This is a genomic window from Amycolatopsis sp. PS_44_ISF1 (assembly GCF_032335455.1).
GTDB lineage: Bacteria > Actinomycetota > Actinomycetes > Mycobacteriales > Pseudonocardiaceae > Amycolatopsis.
On record NZ_JANUXO010000002.1, the window covers coordinates 297,659 to 310,997 of the forward strand.

Below are 13,339 nucleotides of genomic sequence, written 5' to 3' on the forward strand. Positions count from 1 at the left end.
CGCAACGGGAAGAGACGCATGAAAGCGCTGAAAACAACGCTGAGGACCACGCTGCGCGGTCCGGCCCGGATCCTCGCGGTGGGCCAGCTGATCAGCAAGACCGGCGACGGGGCGTACTACGTGACGTCGGCGCTGTTCTTCACGCAGGTCGTCGGGTTGTCGCCGGCCGAACTCGGTCTCGGGCTGACCATCGCCTGGTCCGTGGCGCTGGCGGTCGGCGTGCCGCTCGGCCACCTGACCGATCGGCTCGGCCCCCGGGAGACCGCGGTCTTCTTCTTCTGCTGCGCGGCCCTGGCCGCGGGCTCCTACGTCTTCGTCCGCTTCTTCCCGCTGTTCGTGCTGTCGGCCACGGTGTACGCCATCGGGCAGCGCAGCGGCTCCGCGGCCCAGCAGGCGTTGCTGGCCGGGGTGGTGCAGAAGGAGAAGATCACTCAGGTCCGCGCGTTCCTGCAGGCCGCGAGCAACGCCGGGCTGGCGCTCGGCGCCGCGCTGGGCGGCGTGGTGCTGCTGTTCGACACCCGTGAGGCGTACCTGGCGGCGTTCGCGCTCAACGCGGTCTTCTTCCTCGCGGCGGCCGTGGTTCTCGCGAGGGTGCCCACCGTCGTCGCGACCCCGCCGGGGGCGGAGAGCGGAAAGCCCCGGTCGGTGCTCAAGGACCACCCCTACGTCGCCGTGAGCGTGCTGAACCTGATCCTGGTGCTGCACGGTCCGCTGATCGACGTGGCCCTGCCGCTGTGGATCGTCGGCCACACCGAGGCGCCGAAATGGGTCCTGGCGGCCATGTTCGTGCTGAACACCCTGGCCGTCGTCGCGTTTCAGGTGCGCGTGGCGCGGGGCGTGACCGACCTGACCAGCGCCGGGCGGTACGTGGTGCGGGGTGGCGTGGTGCTCGGCCTGAGCTGCGTGATCTTCGCCTTTTCGGGCAGCGGGGGTTCGATGTGGTCCGCGGCGCTGCTGCTCCTGGCCGCCGCGGCGGTGCAGACCGTGGGCGAGATGATGCAGTCGGCGGGCACCTGGGAGCTGAGCTTCGGTCTCACCCCCGACGGCCGGCACGGGCAGTACCAGGCGTTCTTCGGCTCCGGTCACACGGTGGCGGAACTCATCGGCCCGCTCGTGCTGACCGGGCTGCTCGTCTACTGGGGCCCGCCCGGGTGGATCCTGCTCGGCGCGCTGTTCGTCGGGGCGAGTTTCCTCATGGTCCCGGCGGCGAAGTGGGGCGAGCGCCGGTTGAACGCCGGGAACGCGGCGGCGCAAGCATCCCCATCGGGTGCGGAATAGGTTTCGGAAGCGGGGAACTGGTGTCTGGGGAAAGCTCGTCCACAACGGCCGGGAAGCGCTCATGGCCGCGGTCCTGACCCGTGCGGCGTCGCAGCAGCCGGAGTGGGGTGACCGCGCCGCTCTCGCCGAGGTGACCGCCCGGCTGGCGGCCAGTCCCGCGCTGGTGACCGCGACCGCCGTGCGGGAACTGCGAGCTGTGCTCGCGAACGTGGCCGTGGGCCACGGGGTGGTGGTCCAGGCGGGCGACTGCGCCGAGGACCCGGCCGAGCGGACCGCCGCGCAGGTGCGGGGCAAGGTGGCGCTGCTCGGCCAGCTGGCCGAGCGCGTCGCGGGCCTCACCGGGCTGGACGTCACGCCGGTGGGCCGCATCGCCGGTCAGTTCGCCAAGCCGCGATCCCGGCCCAGCGAATGGCTCGGCGGCCGGGAACTGCCGGTGTTCCGCGGGCACATGGTGAACAGCCCGGTACCGGATCCGCTGCTGCGGCAGGCGCAGCCCCGGCGGATGCTGGAGGGCTACCTCGCGGCGCGGGAGATCATGACCCACCTCGACCGCGGCCCCCGGGTGTGGACCAGCCACGAGGCCCTGCTGCTCGACTACGAATCGCCGATGACGCGGCTGGACGAGCGGGGCCGCAAGTTCCTGGCCTCGACGCACTGGCCGTGGATCGGGAACCGCACCCGGACGCCCGGGGGCCCGCACGTCGCGCTGCTGGCGGAGCTCGAAAACCCGGTGGCGTGCAAGATCGGTCCCGGTACCGCCGAGCCCGAGCTGCTCGACCTGTGCCGGCGGCTGGACCCCGGCCGCGAACCCGGCCGGCTGACCTTCATCGCGCGCATGGGCGTGGGCCGGGCCGCCGATGAGCTGGCCGGGCTGGCCGCGGCGGTGCGCGGGGCCGGCCACCCGGTGATCTGGCTGATCGACCCGATGCACGGGAACACGGTGACCACCCCCGGCGCGCTCAAGACGCGGTTCGTCGAAGACGTCACCGCGGAACTGCGGCAGGCGACTGCGGCCATCCGCGGGGCCGGAGGCGTGGCCGGCGGCCTGCACCTCGAGATCACGCCGGAGCACGTCACCGAGTGCGTGTACGAGCCGGGGCAGCTCGATCTGGTGGGGGAGTGCTACACGACGTTCTGCGACCCCCGGCTCAACCCCGGCCAGGCCCTGCTGGTGGTCACCGAATGGGCGAGGTGCCTGGCCCGGACCCGTGGAGGAACGCCATGACCCGGCACGTCTCGGCCCCGCAGCAGGAGGCGCTGTGGTGGATCCAGCAGCGGTCGTCCTACCCGGACCTCTACAACGTGACCTGGCGGATGGCGGTCGGCCGCCTGGACGAGCCCGCGCTCGGCCGGGCGTGGCAGGCCGTGGTGGACCGGTACGAGGTCCTTCGCACGGCGCTGGTCTACCAGGACGGCGCGGTCTGGCAGGAGGTCCGCGAGAGCGCGAAGGTCGACCTCACCGTGCTGAGGTGGTCGCCGGAGGCCCAGGACGCGGTCCGGCCGGGCCACGACCTGTTCGACGCGGTGGCCGGACGCCTCCACCAGGCCCCGTTCGACGTGGGCGAAGCCCCGCTCGCCCGCCTCACGCTGATCACCGTGGGCGAAGCCGGCGAACTGGTGCTGACCGCGCACCACGCGGTGGCGGACGGCTGGTCGATGCGGCTGCTGGTGCGCGACCTGGCCGCGGCCTACCACGCCGAGCTGGCGCAGCCGGGCAGCGCGGCTTTTCCCGAACCCCCGGTGCCGTACACCGAGTACGCGGTCAAGGCCCGCCAGTCCGTCTCCGACGGCGGCTGGCAGGAAGACCTCGCCTACTGGGTGAAGGCCCTGGCCGGGGTCGAGAGCGCCACGCTGGTGCCCGATCGCGCGCAGTCGCGGCAGACCCCCGGCGCGCCGGGGGCCGTTCTGCGGCACCCGCTCAGCCCGAAGGCGGCCGAAGGCGTGGCCGCGCTGACCGACCGCGGGGGTATGACCCCGTTCGCGGGCTACCTGGCCGCCCTGTATGCGGTGCTCGGCCGCGGCGGCGCCGGCGGGACGTTCGCCGTGGCCGTGGGGGTGGCCAATCGGTTCAGCGAGCGCGACACCGCCTGCGTGGGCTACCTGGCCAACGTCGTCGTCGCGGCGGGCGAGCTGCGGGCGGGCGACACCCTGGACGACGTGGTCGCCCGGGCCCGGGACGGGTTCTGGGCCGGGCTGCCGCACCAGCACGTCCCGTTCTCCTTGGTGCACAACGCTTTGGCGGTCGAAGACCGGAGCCGGCTGGGGGCGGTCCCGGCGGTGATGCTGACCTACCACGGCAACCTCGGCGCCGGTGTCCGGCTGGGGGAGCGGGAAACCCGGCTGAAGGCCAGCCCGGACACGAGCACCGACAACGACGTGACGCTGGGCATCTACGAAGAGCCGCAGGCGACCGTGATCGAGGCCGGCTACGACACGAGCCGGTTCGACGAAGCCACCGTGACGAGGCTGCTCGCGGACCTCGAACGGGTGCTGGAGGCGGGCGTGCGGCCCGGCGTGCCGATCGGCTCCCTGGACGTCCGGTCCCGCACCACGACCGCCGCGGCCATGCGAACCGCTCCCGCCGGCGAGCAGCGGGCTCCGGCCCTCGCGGCGGAGGAGACCGGACCGGCCGGCGCCGTCCGCGAGATCTGGTGCCGGACGCTCCGGCTGCCCGCGGCGGAGGCGGAAGGTGACTTCTTCGCCCTCGGCGGCCATTCCCTGCAGGTGTTCGAGCTGTTCGAGCAGGTGCAGGCGGTCGCGGGGAACCCGGTGGACCTGCTGGACTGGCTGGACACCCCGACCCTGGGCCGGCTGATCCAGCTCACCGAGCAGACGGCCGCGACCGAACCACCGGGTGCGCACGGCGTGCTGCTGAGGCGAGGCGAGCCGGGCGGGCCGCACCTGCACCTCATCCACCCCGCGGGCGGGGCCGACCAGTCGACCTACCGGGACCTGGCGAACGCGCTGCCGGCGGGCTGGCGGGTGACCATGTCCCCCGACGGGGATCAGGAGACCGTGCCGGGGCTGGCCGAGCACCACCTGGACGAGCTGCGTGCCGCCGGGATGCCCGACGTGCTGGGCGGCTGGTCCCTCGGCGGCTTGATCGGCTACGTGATGGCCAAGCGCCTGCGACAGAGCGGCGCCACCCCGCCACCCCTGCTCCTGATCGACCCGCCCGCCCCGGACGGCAGCTCGACCGAAGCCGGGCGCGAGCTGGATTCCTTCTTCTCCACGGTTCTGCGCGCAGTGGACGCGCCGGCCCTGGTGCCGGCCGAACTGCGGCTGCCACCCGAGGACACCGAACTCGGCCTCGGCGTCCTGGCGGCCCTGCTGGTCACTGTGGACTCCGCCCTGCCGCTCGATGCGCTCCGGAGCCGGTTCGAGGCTATCCGGCGGCACTGGGCGGCCCTCGGCGAGTACGTTTCCGACGAACCGGTGCACGTCCCCTCGGTGCTGGTGGCGGCCGAGCTGCCGGAAGCGGCCGTCGCCCGGTGGACGGCACTGCTCGGCCCCGGCCTGGTCCTGCTGGAGGTGGCCGCCGACCACTACGAAGCGGTCAAGGCCCCGTTCGCCGCCCGGATCGCCGAAGCGGTCGTGACGTGCTTGGAGGGCACCACCGGCTAGGGAGGCGGCTTGCCGGCGCCCGCGGCATCCGCTTTTCGCTACGCAGCGATCCGTGCCCGGTGGGTTGCGGTGTAGCGGCGGGCGCGCCATTCCGTGAAGCTGATGAGCCCGAGCAGGGTCGCCGGGGCCAGCACATTGGTGGCCACGACCGCGGCGGTGAGCGGAAGGACGTAGATCAGCAGGATCGCCGCGGCACCTTCGACGAGCAGCCCGGCGGTCCACAGCACGGTGAGCCGGCGGTGCAGGGCCTCGAACCCCGGGTCGGTGGCCCAGCGGTGGTCGAAGTCTTCGGGGTCGCCGCTGAGGTCACGGCGGATCCGCGCGATGAATGGCCGCCGGGCCGCCAGCGATACCGCGGCGAAGAGGCCGATCGCGGCGGTCACGGCGAAGTCCTTGGACAACTCCAGCCGGGGGTCGCCGGTGATCACCGCCACCGCCACGCCCAGGGCGAACCGGACCAGGACCAGCACGCCGAGCGCGGTCAGCTCACGGCGGCGGACGTACTGCGCGGCCAGCACGACGACCGACACCCCGGCCGCGCCGACCAGCGCCCACACCGGCGACCACCCGATGGTGGTGAGCAGCAGGTAGGCGCCGACGGGCACGCCGACGTTCTCGGCCACGGCGGCGAGCAGCCGCACCCACGACCGGTTCACGGGGCGGTGGTGCGCGCGGCGACGAGCTTGTGCAGCAGGGCGGTGAGCATCCCGGCCTCGTACGTCGCCAGGCCCAGCGCGGCGGGTTCGCTGGCCGCCCGCAGATCGGCTTCGGCCGAAGCCAGCAGTGCCCGCCCGGCTTCGGTCGCCCGCACCGGCAGTGGCCGCCCGCGGCCGCCCGGCCCGTGCCGCTCCAGCAGGCCGCGCTCGGCCAGCTGGGTGATGACCGCGGTCATGCTCTGCGGGCGGATCAGCACCCGGCGGGCGAGCTCGGCCTGCGTCAGCCCGGGCGCGGCGGACAGCTGGGCGAGCACCCCGAACTGAACCGGGGTCAGCCCGTGCCCGGCGAACAGCTCGTACAGCTCGCGGGACACCGCGTGGTAGGCCTGCACCACGGCCCAGGTCGGCAGATCGTTCAGCTCGGACACGGCCGTGACTCTATCAGATTTGGGATACCTTGAAGCAAATAAATGCCGGACGTTTGCCTTTAAGTATCAGCTTGTGGATACTTCGAGCATGTCGCGAGTGGTGATCATCGGTGCCGGGATCGGCGGGCTGGTCCTGGCCCAGGGCCTCCGGGCGGCGGGGGTGGGGGTGTCGGTGCACGAGCGCGACACCGACCTCGCCCGCACCGGCGGGTACCGGCTGCACCTGGATCCGGGAGCACTGGCGGCGTTGCGGCGCCGCCTTCCCGTCGCGATCTACCAAGCCCTGGTGGCCAGTGCCGCGCCCGCGGCCTCGTTCCGCCAGTTCGCGCTGCTGGACCACCGCCTGCGCACCCTGGCCCGGATCCCGCGCGGCGGGGACGGCGAGCACGTGCTGATCGGCCGGATCCCGCTGCGCCTGCTGCTGGGCCACGGCCTGGCCGGCACCCTGGTGCCGGGCTCGACGTTCGAGGCGCTGGAGCACAACGCGGACGGCACGGTCACCGCCACCTTCGCCGACGGCACCAGCGAGACCGCCGATGTGCTCGTCGGCGCCGACGGGGCGCGCTCGCGCGTCGCGGCCGCGCTCGCCGGGCACCCCACCGCCCGCCCGCTGCCGTCCTCGGGGCTGGCCGGACGCGCCGGCCTCACGCCGGAGCTGGGCACCGGGCTGCCGGCCGATCTTTCGGCCGGTCCGGCTTTCGTGCTCGGGCCCGACGGCACCGTGGTTTTCCTGTCGCTGCACGACGCGACCACCGCTGCGATCGCCCCGGACGCCTGCGGCGACGTGCCCGCGCGGATCGAGGCACCGTACGTGGTGTGGGGCATCGTCGATCCGGCGCCGGTGATCGGCGCCGGGCTGACCGGGGTGGACGCGCTGGCCGTGGCCCGGACCCGGCTGAGGGGGTGGGCCGGCTGGCTCACGGGGTTGCTCGAGGCGTCGGACCTCGGGACGGTGGCGCAGTTCCCGTACTACGCGGCCGATCCCGGCGCCGGCCTCACCCCGTGGCCGGCGCGGGCCGCGACCGCGCTCGGGGACGCCGTGCACGCCGTGCCGCCCACGGGCGGGCAGGGTGCCGCCACCGCTATCCGCGACGCCGACCTGCTCGCCACGCATCTGCTCGGCTCCCCGGGCTTCGCCGCGGTGCCCTTGGCCCTGCACGATTTCCAGCAGGGGATGGCCGCCTACGCCCCGGCGGTCATCCGGGCATCGGTGGCGCCGCTGCACTGGCAGCGGCGGCTCACCTCGCGAGCGGGACGTCCCCTGCTGCGGGCGCTGCTGCCGGTCGCCGGCGCGGCGGCGGGCGCCGTGGCCGCCATGCGGCGCCGGGCTCCGGACGGCGGGCCGCAGTGAGCGCCCGCAGCGCCGGGTTGGGCCGTTCGAGGCACGTCGGCATCAAGGGGTGATAGTCGACGAATAATGACTACACAAAGTAGATAGAGGTTGTATACGCCCTATCACGCATAGTCATCCTCCCGTTATCAACTCGTCGATCATTCTCCAGGAATAGACCGAGATCGTCGCGGAAAATCCGTGTAACGATGCCCGGAGAGTGACCGATACCTGGGCAAGTGTCACTTCTGCGGTGACTGGATCGGGTGGGGACTGCGGTGACTCTCCGCAATCAACCTTGCTGACTCAGCGTGCCGCCGGTGGTCCTGGTCCCCTGCTGCTGGAGGTCTGATGGAAGAGTCGGTGCGGCCGTCCACGGTCAGTGAGCCACCGCCGCACATCGACCTCCGGGCGATCCCGGCGCCTCCGCCCGCCCCCGCCCCGGGACCCGCCGAGCCGGCCACGGCCAGAACGCACCCGGCGGCCTGGGAGGGGCGGTACCGGGCCTGGGTGATCGCCAGCGACGTGGTGGCCGCGCTCCTGGTCATCGGGGTCAGCGCCTTCGTCATCGGGCGCGTGGCACCGCAGGACATGCACGCGTTCGGCACCGCGCTGGCGGTGTTCTGCGCGCTGCCGGTCAGCCGGGCCTGGAGCCCGCGGGTGCTGGGCGAGGGACCCGAGGAGTACCGCACGCTCGGGCGCGCCCTGGTCGCCGCCGCAGTGCTGGTGGCGCTCGGCGGGCTGCTCTTCCGGGCCCTCGACGTGCAGCCGTGGGTGTTCATCGTGGTCCCGGTGATCGCGCTCTTCGCCTTCCCCCAGCGGTACCTGCTCCGCCAGGTGCTGCACCGCCGCCGCCGTCGCGGGCTCTGCCTGCTGCCGGTGATGGCGGCGGGCAGCCCGGCGACGGTGGCCGACCTGATCGCGCGCACCAGGTCCGAGGCCCACGTCGGCTGGCGGGTCGAGGCGGTGTGCACGTTCACCGGCACCGGGGCCGGCCGTGACAGCGGCGAGATCGACGGCGTGCCGGTGGTGGGACGGCTCGAGGAGCTGTCCCGGCACGTGCGCCGCGGCGGCTACCGCGTGGTCGCCGTCACCGGTGACCAGTACTGGACGCCGCAGCGGGTGCAGCGCCTGGCCTGGGACCTGGAGGGCACGGCGGCCGAACTGGTCGTGGCGCCGGTGCTGATGGAGGTGGCGGGGCCGCGGCTGAACGTCACCGGGGTGCTCGGCCTGCCGCTGCTGCGGGTCACCGCGCCGGTGTTCACCGGCGGCCACCGCTTGGTCAAGGAGGTCGTCGACCGCTGCGGCGCGGCCTTCCTGCTGGCCCTGCTGTCCCCGCTGCTGCTGGTGATCGCGCTGGCGGTGAAGCTGGGCGACCACGGGCCCGTGGTCTACCGGCAGCGCCGCGTCGGCAAGGACGGCGCGAGCTTCACCATGCTCAAGTTCCGCACCATGGTCCCGGACGCCGACCGGATCCGCTCCGGGCTGGAGCGGGACAACGAAGGCGCCGGACCGCTGTTCAAGCTCAAGCGCGACCCCCGCGTCACCCGGGTCGGCGGCCTGCTGCGCCGGTACTCCCTCGACGAGCTGCCGCAGCTGTTCAACGTGCTGGGCGGGCGGATGTCGCTCGTGGGGCCCCGGCCGCCGCTGCCGGAGGAGACGCGGGAGTACGCCCCGGACGCGCGCCGCCGCCTGCTGGTGAAGCCGGGGCTGACCGGTCTGTGGCAGGTCTCCGGCCGCAGCGACCTCACCTGGGCCGAGAGCGTCCGGCTCGACCTGCGGTACGTGGAGGACTGGTCGCTGGCCCTCGACGTGCTGATCCTCTGGAAGACCCTGCGTGCCGTGCTCGCGGGCCAGGGCGCCTACTGATCCGCCGATCGGCGGCTGTGGCGCGAGGCACAGTCCTCTGCGAAATAGTCAAGCGTTCAACAAGGTTGGAGGCGGGGAAGGCGTCACGCACGGAAGGAAGCCGAACCGATGACCACATTCGCTGAGCCCGCCAAGGATCTGCAGCTGCCCGCCGAGGTCCAGGACCTCCTGTTCCGGGAGGCGCGCACGGCCAACAGCTTCAGCGACGAGCCGGTGACCGACGAGCAGGTGCGCGCGATCTACGAGCTGGTCAAGTGGGCCCCGACCTCGATGAACACCCAGCCGCTGCGCGCGCTGGTGCTCCGCACCGAGCAGGCGCGCCGCCGGCTGCTGCCGCTGATGTCCGAGGGCAACCGCGCCAAGACCGCGAGCGCGCCGCTGACCGTGATCCTCGCCGCCGACGTCGACTTCCACGAGCACATCCCGCAGGTCTTCCCGCACAACCCCGGGGTGAAGGACCTGTTCGCCGAGGAGTCCGGCCGGGTGGAGTTCTCGAAGCTCAACTCGCTGCTGCAGGTCGGCTACTTCATCATCGGCGTGCGCGCCGCGGGCCTGGCCGCCGGCCCGATGACCGGGTTCGACGCCGCCGCGGTCGACCGTGAGTTCTTCGGGGACGGCAACCGGCGCTCGCTGGTCGTGGTGAACGTCGGCAAGCCGGGCGAGAACCCGTGGTTCGACCGCCTGCCGCGGCTCGACTTCGAGCAGGTCGTCGAGACCCTCTGAAACCACCACCCGGCCGATGCGGGCCGCCTCGTCCCGGCGAGGCGGCCCGTGCCGCGTTTTGCGCCGACGCCTGTCGGGCCGCCGGAGGCCGGCGACTAGCATCGACGAAAGTCATTCCGGTCACGCTGGTCAGCCATCCCCCGAGAAGGAGCACGATCGTGTCGCATCCGCCGTCAGCCGCCTCAGCCCCCGCCCCGCGCGTGGTGGTGCCGGCGGGCACTACGGCGGGAGCCGCGGTTCGCGAAGCGGGCCTGCCGACCAAGGGCCCGGACACCGTGGTGGTGGTCCGCGACGCCGAGGGCAGGCTGCGCGATCTGGCCTGGGTCCCCGAGGCCGACGCCCAGGTGGAGGCGGTCGCCGCCGGCACCGAAGACGGCCGCAGCGTGATCCGGCACTCGGCCGCGCACGTGCTGGCCCAGGCCGTGCAGCAGGAGTTCCCGGACGCCAAGCTCGGCATCGGCCCGCCGGTGCGCGACGGCTTCTACTACGACTTCGCGGTCGAGAAGCCGTTCACCCCGGAAGACCTGCAGGCGCTCGAGAAGCGGATGAAGCAGATCGTCAAGGGCGCCCAGCAGTTCTCGCGGCGCGTGTTCGGCTCGGTCGAGGAGGCGAAGCAGGAGCTGGCCGGCGAGCCGTTCAAGCTCGAACTGGTCGACCTCAAGTCCGAAGTGGACACCAGTGAGGTCATGGAGGTCGGTGGCGGCGAGCTGACCAGCTACGACAACCTCGACCCGCGCACCAAGGATCGCGTGTGGAGCGACCTGTGCCGCGGGCCGCACGTGCCCACCACCAAGTTCATCCCCGCGTTCAAGCTCACCCGGGTGGCCGCCGCGTACTGGCGCGGCAGCGAGAAGAACCCGCAGTTGCAGCGGATCTACGGCACGGCCTGGGAATCGGGCGAGGCGCAGGAGGCCTACCTCGAGCGGATCGCCGAGGCCGAGCGCCGCGACCACCGCCGACTCGGCGCCGAGCTGGACCTGTTCTCCTTCCCCGAGGAGATCGGCTCCGGGCTGCCGGTGTTCCACCCCAAGGGCGGCATCGTCCGCCGGGAGCTGGAGACCTACTCGCGCCGCCGCCACGAGGAGGCCGGCTACGAGTTCGTGAACACCCCGCACATCAGCAAGGGCGAGCTGTTCCACACCTCGGGCCACCTGCCCTACTACGCGGACACCATGTTCCCGCCGGTCAAGTTCGACGACGAGGACTACTACCTCAAGGCCATGAACTGCCCGATGCACAACCTGATCTACCGCTCGCGCGGCCGGTCCTACCGGGAGCTGCCGCTGCGGCTGTTCGAGTTCGGCACGGTGTACCGGTACGAGAAGTCGGGCGTGGTGCACGGGCTCACCCGGGTGCGCGGGCTGACCATGGACGACTCGCACATCTACTGCACCAAGGAGCAGATGCCGGGCGAGCTGCGGTCGCTGCTCAAGTTCGTGCTCGACCTGCTGGCCGACTACGGCCTCTCGGACTTCTACCTCGAGCTGTCCACCCGCGGCGACTCGGCGAAGTTCATCGGCGAGGACTGGGAGTGGGAGGAGGCCACCGAGACGCTGCGGCAGGCCGCCGTGGACTCCGGCCTCGAGCTGGTGCCCGACCCCGGCGGCGCGGCGTTCTACGGGCCGAAGATCTCGGTGCAGGCCAAGGACGCGATCGGGCGCACCTGGCAGATGTCCACGATCCAGCTGGACTTCAACCAGAACAAGCGGTTCGAGCTGGAGTACACCGCCCCGGACGGCTCGCGTCAGCGGCCGGTGATGATCCACCGGGCGCTGTTCGGCTCGATCGAGCGGTTCTTCGGCGTGCTGACCGAGCACTACGCGGGCGCGTTCCCGGCCTGGCTCTCCCCGGTGCAGGTGGTCGGCATCCCGATCACCGCCGACCAGGTCGAGTTCCTCCAGGGCGTGGAGAAGGCGTTGCGCGCCAAGGGGATCCGGGTGGAGACCGACGCGAGCGACGACCGGATGCAGAAGAAGATCCGCACGCACACCACGCAGAAGGTGCCGTTCATGCTGCTGGCCGGGGCCAAGGACGCGGAGGCGGGCGCGGTGTCGTTCCGGTTCCGCGACGGCGGCCAGATCAACGGGGTCGCGGTGGACGCCGCCGTCGCCGCGATCGCCGAGTGGGTGGCCCGGCGGGAGAACGCGTCCCCGGGCGCCGCCGCCGTCGAGGCGATCCTGCGGTGAGCGCCCCGGACGGTCCCGAGCTCGTCGGGCAGGACGGGGCCGGGGTCCCGGACGCGTTGCAGCGCCTGTGGACCCCGCACCGGATGGCCTACATCAAGGGCCAGGACAAGCCGGAGGACGGTGCGGCGGAGGGCTGCCCGTTCTGCCGCATCCCGGGTCTCGACGACGAGACGGGGCTGATCCTGGCGCGCGGCGAGACGGTGTACGCGCTGCTGAACCTGTACCCGTACAACCCCGGGCACCTGATGGTGGTGCCCTACCGGCACGTGGCGGACTACACCGGGCTGACCGCGGAGGAGACCCGCGAGCTGGCCGAGCTCACCCAGCACGCGATGCGCGTGGTGCGGGCGGTCTCGGCCGCGCACGGGTTCAACATCGGCATGAACCAGGGCGTGATCGCCGGCGCCGGCATCGCGGCCCACCTGCACCAGCACGTGGTCCCGCGGTGGGGCGGGGACGCCAACTTCATGCCGGTGATCGGGCACACCAAGGTGCTGCCGCAGTTGCTGGGCGAGACCCGGAAGCTGCTGGCCGACGCCTGGTGAACCCGGTGCGCCCGAAGCGGTTCCCGCCCCGCGTGAGCGGCTGATTGAGTCCTCAATCAGCGTAGGATGAAGTCATGTCCGAACCGCGATGGCTCTCCGACGACGAGCAGCGAATCTGGCGTGACTTCGCCCAGGCCACGGCCATGCTGCACGCGCACCTCGAGGGCCAGCTCCAGCACGACTCGGGCATGCCGCACACCTACTACGAGGTGCTCGTCTCGCTGTCCGAGGCCGAGGGCCGCCGGCTGCGGATGAGCGAGCTGGCCGCGGTGCGCAGCTCCTCGCGCAGCCGGCTCTCGCACGCGGTCACCCGGCTGGAGGCCAAGGGCTGGGTCCGGCGCGAGTCGTGCCCGACCGACAAGCGCGGGGCGTGGGCCGTGCTCACCGACGAGGGCTTCCACGCGCTGGAAGAGGCCGCGCCGGGGCACGTGGGCGCCGTGCGCGAGAGCCTGTTCGACCCGCTGGACGCCGCGCAGGTGGCCGCGCTGGGCGAAATCAGCGCGGCGATCCTGGCGGGCCTGAGGCCGCGCTGCGCGGCCGCGGCGGCGGCCGAAGAGGCGGCCGGGCTGACCCCCGAACCGGCCCCGGCGGGCGCCGAACCGCCGGAATCCGGCTGATCCCCCGGCGGGTCGCGGGGCGGGACGTCGGGGCCCGCGGGGCGGGTCGATAGGCTTTCGACGCCCACCCGCCCCCGAGCCAG

Annotated in this window: 11 protein-coding genes; 9 read left to right on the forward strand and 2 right to left on the reverse strand. The window is 72.7% G+C overall.

What is annotated here, in order from left to right; translation table 11 throughout:
• Window positions 1-18 precede the first annotated feature (18 nt).
• The 3 genes from NYF13_RS16125 to NYF13_RS16135 all read left to right on the forward strand — a co-directional run bounded on the left by NYF13_RS16125 (window position 19) and on the right by NYF13_RS16135 (window position 4,902).
• Window positions 19-1,278, forward strand: a complete 1,260-nt coding sequence (locus NYF13_RS16125) for an MFS transporter (RefSeq protein WP_315657720.1) — start codon at window positions 19-21, stop codon at window positions 1,276-1,278.
• A gap of 61 nt (window positions 1,279-1,339) precedes the next feature.
• Complete coding sequence (locus NYF13_RS16130; RefSeq protein WP_315657721.1) at window positions 1,340-2,503, forward strand: 3-deoxy-7-phosphoheptulonate synthase; 1,164 nt, start codon at window positions 1,340-1,342, stop codon at window positions 2,501-2,503.
• Complete coding sequence (locus NYF13_RS16135) at window positions 2,500-4,902, forward strand: condensation domain-containing protein (RefSeq protein ID WP_315657722.1); 2,403 nt, start codon at window positions 2,500-2,502, stop codon at window positions 4,900-4,902. Before NYF13_RS16130 ends, NYF13_RS16135 begins: the two co-directional genes overlap by 4 nt.
• Before the next feature lie 38 nt (window positions 4,903-4,940).
• Here NYF13_RS16135 and NYF13_RS16140 read toward each other — a convergent pair whose 3' ends face one another.
• Entirely contained in the window at window positions 4,941-5,558 is a 618-nt protein-coding gene (locus tag NYF13_RS16140) for a VC0807 family protein (RefSeq protein ID WP_315657724.1), read from the reverse strand.
• Entirely contained in the window at window positions 5,555-5,986 is a 432-nt protein-coding gene (locus NYF13_RS16145; protein ID WP_315657727.1) for a MarR family transcriptional regulator, read from the reverse strand. Before NYF13_RS16145 ends, NYF13_RS16140 begins: the two co-directional genes overlap by 4 nt.
• A gap of 88 nt (window positions 5,987-6,074) precedes the next feature.
• Between NYF13_RS16145 and NYF13_RS16150 the strand changes: the two genes are divergently transcribed.
• The 6 genes from NYF13_RS16150 (at window position 6,075) to NYF13_RS16175 (ending at window position 13,256) form a co-directional block, all read left to right on the forward strand.
• Window positions 6,075-7,337 (forward strand): NAD(P)/FAD-dependent oxidoreductase, encoded by a 1,263-nt coding sequence (locus NYF13_RS16150; protein WP_315657729.1) that lies wholly within the window; start codon window positions 6,075-6,077, stop codon window positions 7,335-7,337.
• Between the two features lie 330 nt (window positions 7,338-7,667).
• Window positions 7,668-9,185, forward strand: a complete 1,518-nt coding sequence (locus NYF13_RS16155; protein ID WP_315657731.1) for a sugar transferase — start codon at window positions 7,668-7,670, stop codon at window positions 9,183-9,185.
• A gap of 108 nt (window positions 9,186-9,293) precedes the next feature.
• Window positions 9,294-9,908, forward strand: a complete 615-nt coding sequence (locus tag NYF13_RS16160) for a malonic semialdehyde reductase (protein WP_315657733.1) — start codon at window positions 9,294-9,296, stop codon at window positions 9,906-9,908.
• Window positions 9,909-10,066: 158 nt separating this feature from the next.
• Window positions 10,067-12,094, forward strand: a complete 2,028-nt coding sequence (gene thrS / locus NYF13_RS16165; protein ID WP_315657736.1) for a threonine--tRNA ligase — start codon at window positions 10,067-10,069, stop codon at window positions 12,092-12,094.
• Complete coding sequence (locus NYF13_RS16170) at window positions 12,091-12,639, forward strand: HIT domain-containing protein (protein WP_315657738.1); 549 nt, start codon at window positions 12,091-12,093, stop codon at window positions 12,637-12,639. The genes thrS and NYF13_RS16170 overlap by 4 nt, the downstream gene beginning before the upstream one ends.
• A gap of 74 nt (window positions 12,640-12,713) precedes the next feature.
• Window positions 12,714-13,256, forward strand: a complete 543-nt coding sequence (locus NYF13_RS16175; RefSeq protein ID WP_315657740.1) for a MarR family transcriptional regulator — start codon at window positions 12,714-12,716, stop codon at window positions 13,254-13,256.
• Window positions 13,257-13,339: the final 83 nt, after the last annotated feature.